Source organism: Candidatus Oscillochloris fontis (assembly GCF_004138135.1).
Taxonomy (GTDB): domain Bacteria; phylum Chloroflexota; class Chloroflexia; order Chloroflexales; family Chloroflexaceae; genus Oscillochloris; species Oscillochloris fontis.
Genome location: NZ_RYFD01000001.1, coordinates 99,126 through 119,838, shown reverse-complemented (window position 1 = coordinate 119,838; position 20,713 = coordinate 99,126). Strand labels below are relative to the sequence as shown.

Sequence of the window (20,713 nt, the reverse complement as noted above, 5' to 3'; positions counted from 1 at the left end):
GGGCGATGCTTCGCCCCTACGCGATGATCGGTTACATTATGATGCTTGATATGCTCCACCGGCGGCTGATCTTCTGGTTCGGCCTACTTGGATTACTCTTAGCGCTTGTGGGGGTTGGGCGCACCCAAGCGCAAGATCCCGCCGCCCATGCGGTGCTCTTCTTCTCGCCCACCTGTCCGCACTGCCATATTGTGATGGAGCAAGTGCTCCCTCCGCTTCAGGAGCGCTATGGCCAGCAACTCCAGATCATAATGATTGATGTGAGCCAGGATGCTGGTCAGGCGCTCTATCAGGAGGCCGTGCGTGCCTTTGCGATCAGCCAGGATCGCTTGGGGGTGCCCGCACTTGTCTTTGGGAATGAGGTTCTGGTGGGGAGTGGCGAGATCCCTAGCCGCTTGCCCGGCCTGATCGTCGAGACGCTGGCTGCTGGGGGCAATACATGGCCCGCTATCCCCGGCCTCGAAGTATGGATTCAGAACCAAACCAGCACCACCACCCCACCTGAAGTCCAGAGTCCCTTCAAGCGCGATCCGCTCGGTAACAGTCTGGCCGTCACGATGTTGCTGGTCATGATCGGTTCGGTGGTCGCGGTGCTCGTGCGCGCCAAACCACCCTTCAAGCCGACTCTAGCCCCCTGGCGGGTGCAGGCCATCCCCATTCTGGCGCTCGTCGGCATTGCCGTCGCGGGCTACCTCGCCTTTGTTGAGCTCAGCGGCTCCGCTGCGGTGTGTGGCCCGGTCGGCGACTGTAACACGGTGCAACAAAGCCCATATGCGCGGCTCTTCGGTATCCTCCCCATCGGGGTGCTAGGGGTGGTTGGCTATGTCGCCATCCTGAGCGCCTGGGCGTTGCGCAACCAACCGCAGCCGCTGGGTGCTCAGGCCACCAAGGCCATCCCGATCATGGCCTTCTTAGGCACGATCTTCTCGATCTACCTGACCTACCTGGAACCCTTTGTGATCGGGGCCACCTGTATGTGGTGCGTTACCTCCGCTGCGATCATCACCGCGCTGCTCTGGATCTCGCTGCCCGAAACGGCTCCCCAGGTGCAGCGCGGTAAGCGGCGCACAGCGTAACGGTTTACCCACATGTGGTAAGATAGACGCAGATGATTTCTACGGGCGAAGCATTTGCCGCGCAGATGCTTCGCCTACTCGTGTAAGGCACACAACTCTTTATGAAGCGTACCGACATTCGTAATATCGCCATCATTGCCCACGTTGACCACGGGAAGACGACGCTGGTGGATGCGATGCTCAAGCAGAGCCACATCTTCCGCGATAACCAGTCGGTTGAGAATCGGGTGATGGATAGCAATGCGCTCGAACGTGAGCGGGGCATTACCATCCTCTCGAAGACGACCGCCGTCATCTACCACGGAGTGAAGATCAACATTATTGATACCCCCGGTCACGCCGATTTCGGCGGTGAGGTGGAGCGGGTAATGAATATGGTTGATGGGGTGCTCCTGCTGATTGATGCGGTGGATGGCCCCATGCCGCAGACCAAGTTTGTGTTGCGCAAGGCGCTCCAGGCTGGCCACCGGGCGATTGTGGTGGTGAATAAGATTGATCGCCCGCAGTCGCGGCCTAACCATGTGGTGAATGAGGCGTTCGATCTCTTTGTGGATCTAGGCGCGAATGATGAGCAGGCCGAGTTTTCCACTATCTACACCAATGGACTGCTCGGCCACGCCGGGCGTTCGCCGCTGAAGATGCACAACTCGCTCGAACCGCTCTTCGAGGCTATTCTCGACCGCATCCCGCCGCCCGAAGTGGATGCTGATGCCCCAGCACAGTTCCTCGTTACCACGAGTTCCTACGACGACTACAAGGGTAAGATTGTCACCGGGCGGCTCTACCGGGGTAACATCTCCAAGGGCCAAGCGCTGGTGCGGATTGACCGTGAGGGGCAGATCCGCCCCGCCAAGATTACCCAACTCTTCACCTATAACGGCCTGCACCGCCAGGAGGTTGAGACGGCCAGCGCGGGCGACATCATCGCGATTGCCGGGATTGCCGACGCCAACATCGGCGAGACGATTGCTGACGCCAGCAATCCCGAAGCCCTGCCGACGATCAAGGTCGAAGAACCCACCGTGCGCATGACCTTCGGGGTCAACACCAGCCCGCTGGCTGGTCGCGAAGGCACCCACGTCACCTCGCGCAAGCTACGCGAGCGGCTCTTCCAGGAGACCGAGCGCGACGTAGCGTTGAAGGTGGAAGAGACCGACAGCGCCGATGTCTTTGTGGTGGCCGGGCGTGGCGAGTTGCACCTCGGCATTCTGATCGAGAACATGCGCCGCGAAGGCTACGAGTTCCAGGTCTCCAAGCCAGAAGTCATCTTCCACGAAGGTGAGAATGGCGAGAAGTTGGAGCCGACCGAGTTGGTGGAGATTGAAGTTGGTGCCGACTACCAGGGCGTGGTCGTAGAACTCTTAGGGCGGCGCAATGGCCTGATGCGCGACATGCAGGTGCGCGATGATGGCAGCGTCCACTATGTCTACGTTGTGCCCACCCGTGGCCTACTCGGCTTCCGCCAGCAATTCCTCTCCGCCACCCGTGGCCAGGGCATCCTGAACAGCCTCTTCTACGCCTACGAACCCTTCACTGGTCAGCTAGACACCCGCGAGAATGGCTCGCTGATCGCCTCGGATAGCGGCGTCGCCACCACCTACGGCATGCATCAGGTACAGGATCGCGGCACCTACTTCATCACCCCCGGCCAGGATGTGTACGAGGGCATGGTGGTTGGCCAGCACATCCGCGACGTAGATCTGGAGATCAACGTTTGCAAGGACAAGCACCTGACCAACATGCGCAACAACAAAGGTTCCGAGTCGATCCGCTTGGACACCCCGCGTCAACTCTCGCTTGACGACGCGATTGAGTACATCAGCGACGACGAGTTGGTGGAAGTGACGCCCAAGGGTTGGCGCATCCGCAAGAAGTCGTTGAACGCAGAAGATCGCCGCCGCGAGAAGAAGCGCCGCGATCTCGGTATGGCGTAGGGGCGATTTTTAACCACAGAGGACGCAGAGGGGCGCAGAGGAAAAATAGCAGAGTACATCCCCTCTGCGTACCTCTGTGTCCTCTGCGGTAGATCAAATTGATGTGTGGAGTTTGGGGCGCGTCACGACGCGCCCCTACTGCTGTTGTTGCTGCTGCTGCTGCTCTAACTCCGCCTCTACCTCCGCAATAGTCGGAGCGGGCACCGGGGGCAACAGATCGGTATCGGGAATGTTGAGGACTTCGGTCGGCAACACCTTTACCCCCACCTCTAGGGTACTCTCGGCGCGCCCACGATGAACGCCCTTGGTCGGCGGCACATCGGCATAATCGCGGCCCACCGCGACCCGAATGTGGCGATCGCGCGCCAACAGATTGTTGGTGGGATCAAAGCCGATCCAGCCCAACCCCGGCAACAACGCCTCGACCCAGGCGTGAGTCGCATCGCGCTCAGAACGGTCGTGATCCTCGGCACGGTGGAAGAGGTAGCCGCTCACATAGCGACACGGGATACCCAACGGGCGCACCAGAGCGATCATAATATGCGCGAAGTCCTGGCAGACCCCCTTGCGGTTGGCGAGGGCGAGATCAATCGGCGAATCCACGCTGGTGGTTTGGGGCGCATAGGCGAAGGTGCGATACATCCGCCCAGCAATCTCAAAGAGCAGCGAGAGCGGATCATCCCGGCGGCGCACATCGAGTTGCTCGGCCAGTGCCTGGAGCAGTGGCGAGGGGTGCGCGAAGTGGCTAGGAGCCAGGAAATCCCAAACATCCTGCTCGGCGACCAGATCATCAAGCAGGTTCCAGGCTTCGGGGCTGAGGCTGCGCGGTATGCGCGGCGGCTTCGTAAAGGACACAATCGCCTCGGCAGTGATTGTCAACTGACGATGCTGACCAGGAATATCGAAGTGCTGCACCGCATTTCCATAGGTATCCTGGTAGTGATGGATGATAGCATTGGGACTAGTGGTGAGTTGAAATTTGAGACAACGCTGAAAGCCCTCACTGAGAGGGCGCATGCGTGCCTCGGTCAAACTCTCACTGATCGGAGCACTATAGCGGAAGCGCGTCTTGTGCAGGATGGAATAGTACATATGAAGAGAGGTTTGAGCGGCTTTCCCCCCAATACCCTCCTAACTCATGAAGTAAGCGCAGTATCCACCGGATAGGAGATGTATGCCTGGTAGATCGCGCCATGGATGGCACCGCATTGGCGCTGGATACCATCCAGGTAACTGTGCATACTTTCAGCGATGATCTCATCAACCTGGCCGTAGTCCATGGCGGCGCGCAGACGACCAGCGAGGCGTTCGGCGCGGCCCGCACTGCGGGTGCCGGTAGCCTGGGCAATCGCCTGCATCGAACGTTGAATACGGTCAGCGGCGAAACGCACTGAGCGCGGGCCTTCGGCATTCAGCAAGAGAAACTCGGCCACGCTCTCAGGCTGTACATCAGCAGTATACACCTTACAGTACGCCTCGAATGCAGTACAGCACTTGAGTAGCCCCACCCAGTCAATATAATCGAGTGCCAGCGGGGCGTCAATGGGAGCTTCGAGGTAGGGGCGGAAGTGCTGATCAATCAGCGCAGCGGTCAGGCTGGCCCGTTCAAGGTAGCGCCCAACCTGAATAAACTGCCAGCCTTCACCATGGGTCATCGTGGCGTCGGTGATCCCTTGGAAGAGGTGGACGCCCTGTTTGACATCGTGATAGAACTCCAGCGGTTCACCCTGCCAGATCGCATCAATGCTACTGCGGCGCATATTCAGGTAGAGCCGATTGACCTGCTCCCACATCTCAGAGCTGATCTGCTCGCGCACTTGGCGCGCATTTTCGCGGGCGGCAGCGATGCAGAAGAAGATCGAACCCTCGTTACTGGTATCGAAGGTGAGCATACTCGCAATCGCGTAGGCATCACCAGAGCCGCTGGGGGGCGGATAGGCGCGCAGCGAGGCCAGCAGACGTTCCCAGCGCAGGCTGGTGGTGTGGGGTGCCTGGTCGAGCATCATATTCAGCCCCACCGCGATCAGGCGGGCGGTATGTTCGGCGCGCTCAAGATAGCGGCTCATCCAGTAGAGGCTGTCGGCAACACGCGATAACATTTGCTTCCCCCTCTACTCAGATAAGACCCAAGTATCTTTACTGCCCCCGCCCTGCGATGAATTGACCACCAGCGACCCACGGCGTAGCGCCACCCGCGTTAAGCCCCCCGGCACAATCGTGACCGTCTCGCCATTGAGGATGTAGGGGCGCAGATCAATATGGCGCGGCTCGACCTGCTCCTCAACAAAGCAGGGGGCGCGGGAGAGGCTCAGGGTGGGTTGGGCAATATAGTTACGTGGATTAGCCAGAATGAGATCGCGGAAGGTCTCGCGCTGTTCACGAGTACTATGCGGGCCAATCAGCATCCCATAGCCACCCGATTCACCCACCGCCTTGATCACCAGATCCTCCAGGTGTTCCAAGACAAACGCCCGCTGATCGGATCGGTCACACAGGTAGGTCTCAACATTCTGAAGAATCGGATCTTCGCCGAGGTAGTAGCGGATGATCGCCGGGACATAGGCATAGACCGCCTTATCATCGGCGATGCCGGTACCAATCGCGTTGGCGAGGGCCACATTGCCAGAGCGATAGGCATTGAGCAGGCCAGGTACCCCCAGGATCGAGTCGGGGCGGAAGGCCAGCGGGTCAATGAAATCGTCATCCACGCGGCGGTAGATCACATCCACGCGGCGCAACCCGGCGGTGGTGCGCATATAGACAATATTATCGTGGCAGATCAGGTCGCGCCCTTCAACCAACTCGATGCCCATGGTACGCGCCAGGAAGGTGTGCTCGAAGTAAGCCGAGTTGTAAACCCCCGGCGTGAGCAGCACAATCGTGGGGTCGGGGCGATGGGCGGGTGCCAGCGAGCGCAGCGTAGTCAGCAGCGCTTTCCCATAATCATCAATCGGGCGCACGCCATAATTGGCGAAGACCCGTGGGAAGGCGCGCTTCATCACGGCGCGGTTGGTGAGCATATAACTCACCCCACTCGGCACGCGCAGGTTATCTTCTAAGACCGCAAAGGAGCTATCGGGCAGACGGATCAGATCTGTCCCCACCACCGAGATATAGATCTTGCGTGGCACCTCAACATTGCGCATCTCGCGGCGGTAGTGGTGACAGGTATAGATCAACTCTCTGGGAATGATCCCATCCTTAAAGATCTTCCCCTCGTGGTAAATATCGTGCAAGAAGAGATTCAGCGCGGTGATGCGCTGAGTCAGACCGCGTTCGATCACACCCCATTCAGCAGAAGTAATAATGCGGGGGAGCAGATCATAGGGAAAGATGCGCTCAGTTCCGGCATCTTCGCCATAGACCGTAAAGGTGATCCCCTGATTGACAAAGGCCGCATCAGCATAGCGCTGGCGTGCGATGAGTTCTTCGGTACTCAACTCGCGCAAGCGATCATAGAGAATGCGGTAATGCTCGCGCACCTGGCCCAACGGCGTGAACATTTCGTCGTAGGCCGTGTCGAGTTGGTAGCTAGTGAATGGGGGCCGCCCAATGTCGGTTGCGCTGCGCTCGGTGAGCATCGTGCGTGGAATCCTAAATCTACGAAAGGTAGGACATTCGCAGAGAGGGCAGCAGGGCGTCGTTGCCGTTGCGTCTTCACTTGGGGTTCTCTGGGTTAAGGGGTATGATAACTTTAGGCGGGCGATTCGTCAAGTAGCGACGCACAATGTTGCGTCGCTACGTGGGGGCATTGCGTGCGACGCAAAATAGCGTGCGTCGCACGATGTTGCGTCGCTACGTCCCCAACCACCCGATCACCCGATCCGTCAGGTTGGCCAAGGCGCGCACCGCTAGTTCCAGGTGTTCTTCGCGGGTGTCCTCGGCATGATGGTGCGAGATACCGCGCAGACTCTGGACAAAGAGCATGACCGTAGGGATGCCCGCACGGGCCATCTCGGTTGCATCATGCAGGGGGCCACTGGTCATGCGGTAGTAGGTGCCACAGGTGTCAATGACTGCTGCCTCGGCGAGTTCGACCAATTGGGGGTGGAAGGTAATCGGGGCGATCTTGTAGATATGTTCCCAGGTAACATTGAGGTGTTCTTCGGAGGCGAACTGCCAACTGGCACGCATAGCACGGTTCAGTAACTGGGCAAGTTTGACACTATCGTGGTGGCGTTGATCCACCAGTTGTACGACATTTTCGGCCACCGAGGTGGCGATACCGGGTGAACAGACCACACTTCCCGATGTACACACCGCACGATCACCAACCTCGCGGGCAATCTCGCGCAGTGCGAGGGTCAACTTGGCAGCTCCGGCGAGCGCGTCGCGGCGCTGATCCATGGGTGTGGAGCCGGAGTGCGCCGCTTGGCCGTGCCAGAGCACCTTGTGGCGTTCGACCCCGCAACTGCCGGTGACAGCGGCTAAGGGTAAGCCTTGGGTTTCGAGCACTGGCCCCTGCTCAATATGCAATTCCACATAGGCGGCGGCATCAATCAACTCGCCCCCGGCTTGGCCCATGTTCTCCACATCCACCCCGTAGGCGGCGAGTGCTGCGGGGAGCGCGATGCCGTTGCGGTCACGCAGGCCCATGATATGTTCGGGGCGCAAGGTGCCCGAAGCCGCACTCGATCCGAGCAGGCTGTAGCCAAAACGGCCCTCTTCATCGGCCCAATCAACTAGGCGGATGGTGACCGGCGGTGTGCCGCGTGCCGCAATTGCCCGCAGCACCTCCAAGCCCGCCACCAGATTGAGCGAACCATCGAGCCAACCCCCATTCGGTACCGAATCAATATGGCCGCCGATGAGCAAGGCACGCGGCGATGCACCATGCAGCGTGGCCCACTGGTTGCCGGCCTCATCAACCTTCACCTCAACCGGCAATGCGGCCAGTTTGTTGCGCATCCAGGCGCGTGCTTGGGCCCACGGCTCCGTCCAGGCAACCCGTTGGGCACCCGCGTGGGTGCTGGTGAGGGCGCGCAGTTCCTTCAACTCGGCAATCGTGCGCAAGGGGTTGAGTGGTGTCAGCATGATCAGCCTCAGTGAGAGGAGGAATCACAAAGCGGGGCGGCAAGGTTTCCCCTGCCGCCCCGCTTGAGTTTCTTGTGGCGACCCCGGCGCGATTCGAACGCGCGACCTTTTCCTCCGCAGGGAAACGCTCTAATCCACTGAGCTACGGGGTCATTCCCTCGAACCTTGCGAAGTATAGCATGGGTTTTGGATTTGTGCAAATCAGGTAAGCGCCGCCAGCATCGCTTGCCACGCCGCATCTACCTGTGCCCGTGTATGAGCTTGGGTACCACTATTATCAATCACAACCGTGGCCCGCTTGAGGCGGTTGGCCTGGTTGACTTGGGCGGCGATGCGGTGGCGGGCTTCTTCTTCGGACATGCCACGGGTGGTGACGAGGCGCTCGATCTGTTGCGCCTCATCACACGTAATCACCCACACCTGCTGGCATTGATCAGCCCAGCCCGATTCGATCAGCTTAATCGCGTCAATCACTACGACGGGGCGCGGGAGGGGATGCAGGCGCGTTCCATACCCGCCAATCTGTTCGGTCTCGGTGATGAAGTTCAGGATCTCCGTCCGTACCGCTGGATGCACGATCTGTTCGAGGCGCCGCAGCGCGCTTGGATTGCCAAAGACGATGTTGCCTAGCAGCCGACGATCAATCGGGCCGTTGGGCGAACTGAGAACCTGCGGGCCAAAGGCGGCCACGATCTGGGTATAGACGGGGGTTCCCGGACGTTGTACGCGGTGGGTTACGCGGTCGGCGTCAATAGTACGCGCACCAAGTGCTGCCAACATCGCAACCACGGTGCTCTTGCCGCATGCAATTCCGCCGGTCAGACCAATCAGGTAGGGGGTGGCCATGGTCTTCTTTCTTGATCAGGAGGGGCGAAGCATCGCCCGTCAACCGGGGCACAGTGTAGGGGCGAAGCATCGCCCTCCATGTGGTCGGTGAACCCAAACGAGGTTGGAGGGCGATGCTTCGCCCCTACGGGATGATCTACAGATCGATATATTCCTGTTTGAGCAACGCATTCTCGGCAACACCGGCAATCGCTAGGAGTTCGCCCATCAATGCTGCGCGGTGTTCGGCATCGCGGCGGCTCCAGGTGCGGCTCTTGATTTCGAGATAGAGGTTTGGCGCGGTATCGGTACCGAAGTTATCGAAGTTGATCGCGAAGTCGTGCTCTTTGTAGAGAATCCGCCACCGTCGCCGCCGTTTCTCGCGCTCGGCGATCTGATCGGGTTGAAAGTATTCGCGGTAGAAACGTACTGTATGATCAGCAGGGGCGGTATAGCGGCCACGCGAGAGGACGATGGCCGAGGGCAGTTCGCCACGTTCACCGGAGGCAATCAGGGTGATGGTGTATTTGGGTTGCGGGCGCGCCCCCGGATCACTGCGGTGATCCTCGCGGATGCGGATGCGTTCGCCGTTGCTAAAGAGGAAGTAGGTATCGTACTGGGTACGTTCGCTCGTCTTGGTGATCTGCACCCCCGGTGCATTGATCAGCCGTGCCACGAGTGCGGCGGCATCCACATCAAGGCGCGCCTTGACCTGAATCTCGAAGATTTCGTCCTGCTGCACGCCACCAATCGCCAGGATCTTGGCCAGTAGGTTGCGCTCGCGGCGTGCCAGGAAGGCATCAATCCGGGCGGCGATCTGCTGCGAACGGTGCAGAATATCGGCTTCGTCGAGGCTGACGAGGTGCTGGTTGCGCACGAGAATGCGGCCATCAACCACGACATCACGCACATCGGCGGCGCGAGCGCTATAGACGAGGTGCGAGTAGATTGCATCGGGGCTGTAGGTGTAGCGCGGGGCACTGTGCAGATGTGCCAGTTGCACCACGGCGAGGTCGGCGCGTTTGCCTACTTCAAGCGAGCCGACGAGGTGATCGAGATGTACCGCCTTGGCGCCCCAGCAGGTGGCCAGCGCAAAGGCTTCGCGGGCGGGCACCACCGTGGGATCGCCGGAGATACCTTTGGGCAACAGCGCGGCCAGTTGGATCTCGGTAAACATGTCCTGGTCATCGTTGGAGGCCGGGCCATCGGTGCCGAGGCCAACCTTGACCCCCGAATCGATCAGGCGTTTGTAGGGTGCTATGCCACTGGCCAACTTGAGGTTACTGGTGGGGCATGGCACCGCCCCCGCACCCGCCTCGCGTAGGAGACGGATGTCATCCTCGGTGGCGTGGACACAGTGGGCCGCGATGCATGGCACATCGAAGGCCCCTACCCGCTTGGCGTAACGGATCGGCGTCACCTCGCGCTCGGCGATACTCTCCTCCACCTCACGTGCCGTCTCGGCCAGGTGGGTCACCAGGGGTACCCCAAACTCGGCACACAACGCCGACGCCTCGCGGTAGATGCGGTCGGTACAGGTGTAGGGGGCGTGCGGGGCAACCGTGGGGATGATCCGTTCGTGCCCGTGCCACTGTTCAATAAAGCGGCGTGAACGTTCTAGCCCTTCATCGAACGAGGCCGCATCGGGAGTGGGTAGCCGCATCACCGTCTGGCCGCAGATCGCCCGCATCCCGGCTTCATCGGCGGCGCGCGCCACCTCCTCCTCAAAGTAGTACATATCCACAAAGGTGGTCGTGCCGCCGCGCAACATCTCGGCGCAAGAGAGCAGGGTGCCAACATAGACAAACTCGGCATCCACAAACTGGCTTTCGACCGGAAACATATAGCCGAAGAGCCAGACATCAAGCTGTTGGTCGGCGACCATCCCGCGCAAAAGGCTCATCGGCACATGGGCATGGCCATTGATCAGGCCGGGGATGAGCGCACAACCGTGACAATCAATCATCTCGTTGGGGTGGTAGCGCTCGCTCAGCGCCGCGCTCGGCCCAACGGCGACAATCGCGCCGTTATGCACCGCCACCGCCCCATCAACCAGGATCGTCCCGGCGTGATCCATCGTCACCACCGTCCCGCCCGTCAAGAGGAGATCAATCTGTTCGGACATAGGCACCTCCCAGGATAAAGATATTAGGATATTGTACCAGAGTAGACCTGCAATATGAAAAAGCAGTATCATGCAAAGTGGTATCATGAGTCACACACGATCTGCCAAGGAGAAGTTGTGATGCCGATTGCTGACCTGATTCGCCCCGAGATCGCGGATCTCGAAGCCTATACGCCGATCCTTCCCCTCGATGTACTGGCCGCCCGCTTGGGCCTACCGATTGAACAGTTAGTCAAGCTGGATGCCAACGAAAACCCCTATGGCCCCTCGCCACGCACGGTGCAGGCACTGGCCGATTTGGCTACCACAGCCGGGCCAACCGGGCAACTCTCGCTGGCGATCTACCCCGACCCCAATCAGACCCGGCTGCGAGCGGCGTTAAGCGCCTATGTGGGTCAGCCGGAGGGTACCATCTTGGCGGGAGCGGGGGCCGATGAGTTGATCGATCTGGTGCTGCGGCTCTTTATTGCGCCGGGGGATGGTGTGATTGATTGCCCGCCGACCTTTGGCATGTACAAGTTTGATACCGGGGTGAATGGCGGACGCTTGATCACAGTCCCGCGCTTGGCCGATTTTAGCCTCGACATCCCCGCGATTGAAGCGGCGGCTCATGCGGGAGCCAAGGTGCTCTTCCTCACCCACCCCAACAACCCGACCGGCAATCTGACCCCGTTGGCGGATATCGAGCGCCTGCTCAAGCTCGCGCTGATTGTGGTGGTAGACGAAGCCTATATCGAGTTTGCCAGCCAGCAGGGGGCGGCCAGCGTCTGCGATTGGGTGCCACGTTACGAGAATCTGGTGGTGCTGCGAACCTTCAGCAAGTGGGCCGGGTTGGCGGGGATGCGCGTCGGCTATGGCATCTTCCCGGCCTGGATGATCGAGCAACTCTGGAAGATCAAGCAGCCCTACAACATCAGTTTGGGAGCCGAGACCGCCGCGATTGCGGCGTTGGAGGATCGCGATTACCTGTTGGCGAACGTGGCGCGGATTGTGGCTGAGCGCGAGCGCTTGCTGGAATGCCTGCGCAGCTTGCCCTTCCTCGAACCACATCCGAGTGCCTCCAACTTTATTCTATGCCGAGTCACCCGTGGCCATGCACGCGAACTCAAATTGATGCTAGAGCGCCTCGGAATTCTGGTACGCTACTACCATACGCCTCTCTTACAAGACTATATCCGGGTCAGTGTGGGTACTCCTAAACAGACTGACACGCTCATCCATGCACTTGAGACATGGTAACAAAACCCACAACTCCTGTCACACCCATCATGCGGGCTAAAACCGGGGCTTTGGCGATGGTGATGATCGGCATGGTCTTTTCGATCATGCTCTTCTTTACCATTGTGCATCTGGAGCAAGCGGGGATCAGACAGGAGTTTCTGGGCAATGCAGAGACCTCGGCGGTTGTGCTGAGTACAACCGCGAAGCAGTATGAGCATGATGTTGAGGTCATTCATGCCTTTTTTGCGGCCTCAAGTAAGGACGTGAGCCGGGGTGAATTTAGTGCCTTTGTGCGCCTCCACATGCAGCGGGCGGTGAGCACCCCAGGGGTGCAGGCGCTCATATGGGCACCCGTGGTTCCTGATGAACAGCGCACAGCATTTGAGCAATCCATGGCGCATGAGGGTTTTGCCCATTTTCAGATCCTTGAGCGTAATGCGCAGGGGGGGCTGGTGCCCGCGAGTAAGCGACGCGAGTATGTGGTAGCGAGTTATAACGAACCCTTTGAGACCACCAGCGGGGGGATTGGGTTTGATTTCACCTCGGAGCCAGTACGGCGGGCCGCGTTGGAGCAAGCCCGCGATAGTGGTGAAGCCACCGCGACTGCGCCAACCCGGTTGGTAGTGGGTGATGAGCCGGGATTTCTGATCTTCTGGCCGATCTATCAGCGTGAAGGGGCGATCAATACGGTAGCTACACGGCGCGCCAACATCACGGGGTATGTGATCGGGATGTTCCGGCTCCGCGATTTAGTCGAGACGGCCATACAGGTACCAGATCTCCGCGATCTCAATATCTACCTGTTTGATGAGGGCTTACCGGAAGATGCGCCCCCATTCTATATTCACTCGGCCTTCTCTCGCAATGAACCCCTCGACCCCAATGATGTCACCCTCACCCAACTGCTCAAACAGAACCCCTATAGTAGCCGGGTCAGTATGGCTGGGCGCAATTGGCGGCTGATCATTAGCCCAGCAGCCAGCTATGAGGCAAGCCGCTTAGATAGTATTCCATGGATCGCACTGCTGATCGGAATGACCAGCACCTTTGCGATTGCCTATGCGATGGCGCATCAACAACATGCGACAGAGCGGCTGCGCCACAGTGAGCACCGTTTTCGCCTGCTGATTGAGAAGGGTAGCAATGCCTTTGCGATCATTGCGCCAAATGGTACCGTTCAGTATACTAGCCCCAACTATGAACACATCTTGGGCTACCCAAGTGCGAGTCGGGTGGGACATAGCACCTTCGAGTTGATTCATCCCGAAGATCAGGCCGAAGCGCAGCGTGTCTTTCACGAGGTCGTGATCACACCAGGGGCGAGTCGTACCTTGCAGATACGGGTGCGTTACGCGAATGGTGGCTGGCACTGGATCGAAACGACGGCAACCAACCTACTTGATGAGCCAGAGATCACGGGCATACTGGCGAATGTGCGTGATATTCACGACTATAAGCGGACTGAGTTGGCGCTACGCGAGAATGAGCGGCGGCTGCGTACTATCTTGCAGACGGCCCAGGATGGCTTCTTGATTCTCGATCTGCAACTGCGCTTTCTGGATGTCAACGAAGCGTATTGTGCTATGAGCGGCTTCACGCGGGCCGAGTTGCTCAATGGGATGACGATCTTCAATGTTGAAGCCTTCGAGGCGCATGAACAAATTCATGCCCATGCGCACCAGATTATGACCCAGGGTATTGATCTCTTCGAGACCCGCCATCGGCGGAAGGATGGCACCACCTTCCATGTCGAGATCAGTGTTCACTATATTGATAGTAATGGCGGTGTGATGGTCTGTTTTTGCCGTGACATTACCGACCGTAAACGGCGTGAAGCCGAAATCCGCCACCTCAATAGCGAGCTTGAACAGCGTGTCGCGGAACGTACCGCCGATCTGAGCCGGGCAAATGCCGATCTGAACCGCGCTTTGCGGGCTAAGGATGAGTTTCTGGCTACCATGAGCCACGAACTGCGCACGCCGCTCAATGGGGTCCTCTCCTTCTCTGAATTACTCCAAGAACAGATCTCTGGCCCGATCAATGAACAACAACGTCGTTCGCTCCAATATATCGAAAGCAGTGGACGGCATCTGCTCTCGTTGATCAATGACATCCTTGATCTCTCTAAAGTTGAAGCCGGACGGATGGATATTCATACCGAAATATACTCGGTGGTTGAGATCTGTGAGGCTAGTCTGCTCTTTGTGAAAGAACTGGCCAACAAGAAGGGGCTTCAGGTTCAGTTTGTCTGTAACGACAACCTCGCGGTGATCGAGGTGGATGCCAAACGCCTCAAGCAGATGTTGGTGAATCTGCTCAGCAATGCGGTGAAGTTTACCCCTGGTGGTGGTCAGGTATTATTGGCGGTTACAACCGATGCCGATGATGGAGTAATCCAGTTTACGGTGAGTGATACTGGTATCGGTATTAAAGCCGAGGATATGGAGCGGCTCTTTCACCCCTTCACCCAGTTGGATAGCAGCCTTTCACGGCAGCATGAGGGCAGTGGGCTTGGCTTGGCGCTAGTACGGCGCTTAGCCGACCTGATGGGCGGGAGTATTGGGGTTGAGAGTGGCGGCGAGAACCAAGGGAGCCGCTTTGTGCTTGCACTGCCTTGGCACCCGAAACCTATGCTCCCGCCCACCATTCATACTGCGCAACAGCCACAAACGAATGTGCCGAACCGAATCGTATTTCCCAGCCAAGCTACTATTCTGCTCGCCGAAGATAACGAGATGACGATTGATGTGCTGATCGAGTATCTGCATTACCTTAACCTTCAGGTGGTTGTGGCACGCAATGGCCGTGAGGCAATTGAACGTGCCCAGGAATGTATGCCGACGCTCATTCTGATGGATATTCAGATGCCGGTGATGGATGGTCTTAGCGCTATCCGCGAACTGCGTACCCTACCCGCCTTTCGCACCACGCCGATCATCGCCCTCACCGCGCTGGCGATGCAGGGCGACCGCGAGCGCTGTTTGGATGTGGGAGCAAATGAGTACCTGAGTAAGCCGGTGAGTCTGCATGGGTTGGTTGAGGTGATGCAGCAGATGTTACGCAACGAGAAACCAAAAGAAGGAGCCGCCCTATGGCCGTAGAGATACGTGAATTGCTCGATGTTGCCCACACGCTGGCATGGCAAGCCGGCAAGATCACCCTGCGCTACTTCCAGAGTGGGGTGGCGGTTGATCATAAGGCCGATGAGTCGCCGGTAACGATTGCCGACCGTGAGACGGAATCTTTCTTACGTAGCGCGATTCTGGCGCGTTACCCCGATCATGCGATTTTGGGTGAAGAAGAAGGCGTCAGTGGTGGCGATGATGCCGAGTATCGCTGGATTCTCGATCCGATTGATGGCACCAAGTCGTTTGTACGCGGCGTGCCGCTCTATGGAGTGATGGTGGGGGTACTATACAAGAACGAGCCACTCGTGGGTGTCGTGAACATGCCCGCCCTAAACGAGATCGTCTACGCAGGTACGGGGTTGGGTTGCTGGTGGAACGGGCGACCCTGCCGGGTCTCGTCTATCCCCGCACTTCGCGAGAGCTTGGTGGTGGCGACGGTAGCCCACGGGTATGAGCAGTATGGCAAGGGGCAAGCCTTCCAACGGCTGGTTGAGCACGCGGGGATGTTCCGCACCTGGGCCGATTGTTACGGCTACCTACTGGTGGCAACCGGGCGTGCCGAAGTGGCGCTCGATCCGATCATGAATATTTGGGATGCGGCGGCTTTAGCCCCGATCATGCGCGAGGCGGGAGGCACCTTTACCGATTGGCAAGGGCGACCCAGTATCGAGCATCAGGAGGGCATTGGCAGTAATGGGTTGGTGTTGAACGAGGTGCTGGATCTGGTGCGTGGGTAGCGGCAGCCCATTGGGCCGTGGCTACATCCCCAAGCGCAGGTTGGGGGTCACATCCAACTCCCAACCACTCTGCTTGCCCGCCGCAAAGCGGTAGAAGGCCGCCGCTGCCACCATCGCGGCATTGTCGGTACAGAGGTCAATCGGGGGCACATAGAGCGGTACCTCGGCGCGACGGTTCAGTTCGGCCCGCAAACGGGTGTTGGCGGCCACCCCACCCGCCAGGATGATCGCGTTGGCCCCGTGCTGTCGCACCGCCTCGACGGTCTTGGTGCTCAGGACATCCACGACCGACTCCTGGAAGGCGTGGGCCATCTGGGCCACCCAACGCGGATCGAGCGGAACCGGAGCCGCCTTGGGTGGCTCCGGCGGGGTTGCCGGGGGCACCACACGCCCCTTGTGCTTGCCCGCAGGTTTGGCGGGCAACCGCGCCTCCCGCTCCTGATGCTCCTGCACCTTGTGGAGTACAGCCGTTTTGAGGCCGCTAAATGAAAAGTCGAAACTCTCACGCAGCCATGCACGCGGCAACACCAAGCCCCCCACCTGCGCCCCCTCGGCGACGCGCTGGATGGCCGGGCCACCGGGATAGCCCAGACCTAGGATGCGCGCCACCTTATCGAAGGCTTCGCCCACCGCATCATCACGGGTCTGACCGAGAATCGTGTAGTCGCCGTGGTCGCGCAGCAATGCCAGGAGGGTGTGGCCACCCGAGACGACCAGCGCGATCAGTGGGAAGGCAGGCGGTTCGGCATGCGCATCGAGCCAACTCGCATAGATGTGAGCCTCCAGGTGGTTGACGCCGATAAAGGGCAGCCCGCGCTGCCAAGCCAGCGCCTTGGCCGCATTCAGCCCAGTGAGCAGCGCCCCACTCAAGCCGGGGCCATGCGTGGCCGCCACCGCATCCACCGCCGACCAGCCGCCGGGGAGGGCGGACAGCGCCGCCTGCACCACCGGCACAAGGCTGAGGATATGCTGGCGCGAGGCCACCTCCGGCACGATACCGCCATAACGGCTGTGCATATCCATCTGCGAGGCGACGACGTTAGAGAGCACCGTGCGCCCACCGCGCACCACCGCTGCTGCCGTCTCGTCGCAGGAGGTCTCTAGGGCTAAAATAGTATAGGTGTTGGGTAGATCTCTCATGATGGTAGTATACGCCAATTTTGGCGAGTCGGGTATACTCGTATAACAGGGCATGGGCAAAGTCCTTGGGGCTGCACCCCAAGCCCCATTTTTTGTGGTGTTTTGGCGGCTTCGCCGCCAAAACACCACAAAAAATTCTGCGGGGGCGGCGCAGCCGCCCCCGCACCCCCACCGGAGGTGACTTTGCCCATGCCCTGACTCCAAATGACAGAGAACACCAACGAGGTACAATCTATGGTATAATTACCCGGTTGTGTGTAAACGTCTATCACTGCACGTTGTAGAGCAGTAGATCCCTTTCTATCCCGCCGCACCACCGGGCACGCGCAGCCCGTTATGGTACGACGAGCGGGATGTCACCAGAGGAGGACTCCATGCGCGAGCGTCGCCGGAACTACGAACTGATGATCATTATTAGCCCACTGCACGCCAACGAAGAGGGGGTTGCCGCTACCATCGAGCGCATCTCGCAGTCAATCACGAATGCAGGTGGTGAGGTCACGGGTGTCAACCAGAGCCCACCCTGGGGCCGTCGCAAACTGGCCTACCCCATCCGTGAGTATGCAAGTGGTGAGGCGAGCCGCCGCAACTTCACCGAGGGCTACTATGCCCTCTTCACCTTCAGCCTTGCGGCTGCCAAGGTGGTTGAGGTTGAGCGTACCCTCAAGCTGACCGACAGTGTCATGCGCCACCTCATCACGCTGGTTGAGGTGAAGACGCTCCCAACCGAAGAGGTTGTGGAAGAGGCTGAGCCGGTTGCTGATCAGGCGGAGTAGGGCTGTATAGCCGTTTGATCCCTCATTTCCCACTTCTGCACCCAGCATCGGGGATGGAAGTGGGAGGTGGGGGTGATTTTATCAGGTGTCTGCAACGCACATGGCTGATACACCAAAAAATCCCCCACAGGGTGGCCGTAAACCTACGACCCCCAATCCTCACGCCGCTCCACCACCCACCCGCCGCCGACTTGCCCGTCATGCCCGCGAGGTGCGCGATCAGCGCCGGGTGATGCTGATCATTGGGTCGGGTATCGGTTTGGCGCTACTGATCTTGTTGGTTGGCCTGAGCTATGACCGACTCTGGATTCCGAGTCGTCCGGTGGCGCAGGTCGGAAGTACTACGCTGAATCGTGGCGACTATTGGCAGCAGCAACGTTTGGCGTATGCCCGCGAACTCTCTCAGAACTTCCAATTATTGGCTCTCTTCGGTGGAAATCAGCAGATTGCCCAGCAGTTTGCCAACCAAAGTCCGTTGATCAATCAGCAGATTCGCAATCAGCGTGCTACTGAGGTTGATCCGGCGGTGGTGAGCCAGTGGGAGAATTTCCAACTTAAGCTGCAAGGGGCAACCCCGTTGGGTCTGAGCGCCTCGCCGGATGAGATCAATCAGGCGATTGCCAATGATCTGGCGCTGATCTTCATTCCGCCTCCGGTTGAGCCGATCACACCGACCACGACGGTTGAACTCACACCAACGGTTGCCCTGACGACGACGGCTGAATTGATGCCTACCCCAACCGCAACCCCGTCGCCAACCGCACTCCCTTCACCCACGCCCTCGCCAACGGCTGGGGGGCCAACCAGTACGCCCGAACCAACCATGACCCCCTTGCCCACACCACTGGCGGCTGAGGCCAGTACACAGGTGGAGCAGATTGTTGATGAGATCTTCCGGCGGTATGAACTGGAATTGGCGGCGGTGAGTGATAAGCCGCTGCTGACGAAGGAAGATTTCCGGGCTGCCCTAACAGCGCAGTATCACGAGCAGTTGCTCAATACGCGGGTGCAGGAGCGTTTGGTGCCCGAAGCCAGTTTTGTGGCCAGCGAGGTACCCAATCGGGTGGTGGCGCGCCAGATTTTGGTCGCGGTGAACCCGCCGGCTGAGGCGACTCAGGAGCAGATCGAGGCGCTCTTTGTGGCGGCCAAGGGCCGCGCTGATGCGCTCCTCAGCGAGTTACGTGGTGGGGCTGATTTTGCCACTCTGGCGGCTGAGGAATCGGATGATCCTGGTTCCGCGAGTATGGGTGGTGATCTGGGCGGCTTCGATCAGGATGGCAAGGCCGATAATGGTGCAACCTACCCGCCGGAGTTGGTAACGGCAGCACTTGCGCTCCAACCCAACACGCTGAGTGATCTTGTCCGTACTCAGTTTGGCTGGCATATCCTAGAGGTGACGGATCGTACCGTCCCGACCCTGGAAGACCAGTTGCGCGAGGCACGTACCAAGGCGCTCGATGACTGGTTGACCCAGCAGCGCACCACCATTGCGGTGCAGCGTTTCCCGGCACCTACCGCGACGCCTGATCTTGGCCCGGCAACAGCGACGGTCGTGCCAACCTATATGCCTGGCCCGCCAACGCCAATGCCGACGCCCATTCCAACCGAGGTGGTGACGGCAGTGCCGACCGAAGCACCGACTGAGGCACCGACTGAGGTAGTGCCAACTGCGGTACCCCTAACACCAACACCGTAACATGTATCGTTGCGCTATGCGGCTTGTTCCAAGCCGCATAGCGCAACGATACTCCCCCCACTCCTATGCGCAAATGGAAAGCCCAATCAACGCCCCGAGTCTGGTTCGCGGTGATCTTCATGATCCTGACCGCTACCGGCTCCACCTTCTTTTTTGCCGCAGTGGCGCAGGCGTTGCGCGTACCAATTGAGGCATGGGCAATTGATCTCAACCTCTATCTGCGCTTCTTGGCCGGTGTGGCGCTCCTGATCGTGACCGCGCAGGTGGCCTATCGGGTCGCCGCCGCACTGACGCTGGCCTATGGGCTAGATCGCAATGGCTTCTACATCTTCTGGTTGGGCAACCGGATGGTCGTGCCGCTCGGTCAGATCGAGAGCGTTGAGCGGAGTGCCAGCGTGGCCGATAGGGCTAGTTTGAGCCAGAGCCTGGGCTACTTTTATGGTGGCTTCAAGCTTCCTAGCGGGAAGATCGCCCAACGCTTCTCAACCCTGCCCACCAAACAGGCGATCATGCTTCAGACCAGTGGCCAAGCCTATATTATTTCGCCCAATAACACCGATACCTTTGTCCAGGAACTTGAACAGCGCCAACGGATCGGGGTCATCCAACAACTAACGCCGGGGGTCGAGGCAGGGCGCTATTTCTCCTACGCCTTCTGGGACGATCAGGTAGTGCGGCAGGCGTTGGTGCTGGCCTTCAGCTTGAGCCTCATCCTGCTTGGCTGGCTGGCCTCAATCTACCCCAACCTCCCCGCGCTGATCGATCTGCGTAGCAATGCGGCGGGAGAAGCGGGGGCGCTCAGTCCGCGCCATCAGATCCTCTTCCTACCCCTCGCTGCCTTCGCCACGCTGCTCTTCAATACTGGGTTGGGCATCACGCTCTATGTACGCACACCCTTGGGAGCACGCATGCTTCAGATGGCTTCGGCCATGGTGCAGTTGCTCTTTGCGGTGGCGGTGCTGACGATTGTAAGGTAGTTGGGGCTGTGCCCCAGACCTTCTTTTTTCTCTGCTGTTGGCGG

General features: G+C 59.3%; 15 protein-coding genes and 1 tRNA gene. 8 read left to right on the top strand and 8 right to left on the bottom strand.

Annotated elements, in window-relative coordinates:
- Positions 1-5 precede the first annotated feature (5 nt).
- Together EKD03_RS00485 and typA are read left to right on the top strand one after the other, a co-directional pair.
- Entirely contained in the window at positions 6-1,076 is a 1,071-nt protein-coding gene (locus tag EKD03_RS00485) for a vitamin K epoxide reductase family protein (protein WP_238613245.1), read from the top strand.
- Between the two features lie 101 nt (positions 1,077-1,177).
- Entirely contained in the window at positions 1,178-3,010 is a 1,833-nt protein-coding gene (gene typA, locus EKD03_RS00480; protein ID WP_129626185.1) for a translational GTPase TypA, read from the top strand.
- Positions 3,011-3,145: 135 nt separating this feature from the next.
- Here the strand turns inward: typA and EKD03_RS00475 are convergent, their stop codons facing one another.
- The 7 genes from EKD03_RS00475 to EKD03_RS00445 all read right to left on the bottom strand — a co-directional run bounded on the left by EKD03_RS00475 (position 3,146) and on the right by EKD03_RS00445 (position 10,994).
- Positions 3,146-4,102, bottom strand: a complete 957-nt coding sequence (locus tag EKD03_RS00475; RefSeq protein ID WP_129626183.1) for a transglutaminase family protein — start codon at positions 4,100-4,102, stop codon at positions 3,146-3,148.
- 44 nt (positions 4,103-4,146) lie between these two features.
- Positions 4,147-5,109 carry an alpha-E domain-containing protein gene (locus EKD03_RS00470; RefSeq protein ID WP_129626181.1) on the bottom strand — a complete coding sequence of 321 codons (963 nt, stop codon included), beginning with the start codon at positions 5,107-5,109 and terminating at the stop codon, positions 4,147-4,149.
- 12 nt (positions 5,110-5,121) lie between these two features.
- Entirely contained in the window at positions 5,122-6,591 is a 1,470-nt protein-coding gene (locus tag EKD03_RS00465; protein WP_129626179.1) for a circularly permuted type 2 ATP-grasp protein, read from the bottom strand.
- 214 nt (positions 6,592-6,805) lie between these two features.
- Complete coding sequence (locus tag EKD03_RS00460) at positions 6,806-8,044, bottom strand: Zn-dependent hydrolase (RefSeq protein WP_129626177.1); 1,239 nt, start codon at positions 8,042-8,044, stop codon at positions 6,806-6,808.
- Positions 8,045-8,119: 75 nt separating this feature from the next.
- Positions 8,120-8,196: transfer RNA gene (locus EKD03_RS00455), tRNA-Arg, on the bottom strand.
- Positions 8,197-8,245: 49 nt separating this feature from the next.
- Positions 8,246-8,890 carry a dephospho-CoA kinase gene (coaE, locus tag EKD03_RS00450; protein ID WP_129626175.1) on the bottom strand — a complete coding sequence of 215 codons (645 nt, stop codon included), beginning with the start codon at positions 8,888-8,890 and terminating at the stop codon, positions 8,246-8,248.
- 136 nt (positions 8,891-9,026) lie between these two features.
- Positions 9,027-10,994 carry an amidohydrolase family protein gene (locus EKD03_RS00445; RefSeq protein ID WP_129626173.1) on the bottom strand — a complete coding sequence of 656 codons (1,968 nt, stop codon included), beginning with the start codon at positions 10,992-10,994 and terminating at the stop codon, positions 9,027-9,029.
- A 120-nt stretch (positions 10,995-11,114) separates the two neighbouring features.
- Between EKD03_RS00445 and hisC the strand changes: the two genes are divergently transcribed.
- Genes hisC through EKD03_RS00430 form a run of 3 tightly spaced genes read left to right on the top strand, consistent with a single transcriptional unit; the run spans position 11,115 to position 16,080 of the window.
- Positions 11,115-12,233: a histidinol-phosphate transaminase gene (gene hisC, locus EKD03_RS00440; RefSeq protein WP_174842785.1), complete on the top strand. Its 1,119-nt coding sequence runs from the start codon at positions 11,115-11,117 to the stop codon at positions 12,231-12,233.
- Positions 12,227-15,316, top strand: a complete 3,090-nt coding sequence (locus tag EKD03_RS00435; protein WP_129626169.1) for a CHASE domain-containing protein — start codon at positions 12,227-12,229, stop codon at positions 15,314-15,316. The genes hisC and EKD03_RS00435 overlap by 7 nt, the downstream gene beginning before the upstream one ends.
- Positions 15,307-16,080: an inositol monophosphatase family protein gene (locus EKD03_RS00430; RefSeq protein WP_129626167.1), complete on the top strand. Its 774-nt coding sequence runs from the start codon at positions 15,307-15,309 to the stop codon at positions 16,078-16,080. The genes EKD03_RS00435 and EKD03_RS00430 overlap by 10 nt, the downstream gene beginning before the upstream one ends.
- A gap of 21 nt (positions 16,081-16,101) precedes the next feature.
- On the opposite strand, the gene tsaD is transcribed toward EKD03_RS00430, so the two are convergent.
- Positions 16,102-17,220, bottom strand: a complete 1,119-nt coding sequence (gene tsaD, locus EKD03_RS00425) for a tRNA (adenosine(37)-N6)-threonylcarbamoyltransferase complex transferase subunit TsaD (protein WP_129626165.1) — start codon at positions 17,218-17,220, stop codon at positions 16,102-16,104.
- 374 nt (positions 17,221-17,594) lie between these two features.
- Between tsaD and rpsF the strand changes: the two genes are divergently transcribed.
- The 3 genes from rpsF (at position 17,595) to EKD03_RS00410 (ending at position 20,669) form a co-directional block, all read left to right on the top strand.
- Positions 17,595-17,996, top strand: a complete 402-nt coding sequence (gene rpsF, locus EKD03_RS00420) for a 30S ribosomal protein S6 (RefSeq protein WP_129626163.1) — start codon at positions 17,595-17,597, stop codon at positions 17,994-17,996.
- Positions 17,997-18,096: 100 nt separating this feature from the next.
- Positions 18,097-19,692, top strand: coding sequence for a peptidylprolyl isomerase (locus EKD03_RS00415; RefSeq protein WP_238613244.1), 1,596 nt, complete (start codon positions 18,097-18,099; stop codon positions 19,690-19,692).
- Between the two features lie 119 nt (positions 19,693-19,811).
- Positions 19,812-20,669, top strand: a complete 858-nt coding sequence (locus EKD03_RS00410) for a PH domain-containing protein (RefSeq protein ID WP_161569141.1) — start codon at positions 19,812-19,814, stop codon at positions 20,667-20,669.
- The last annotated feature ends 44 nt before the right edge of the window (positions 20,670-20,713 follow it).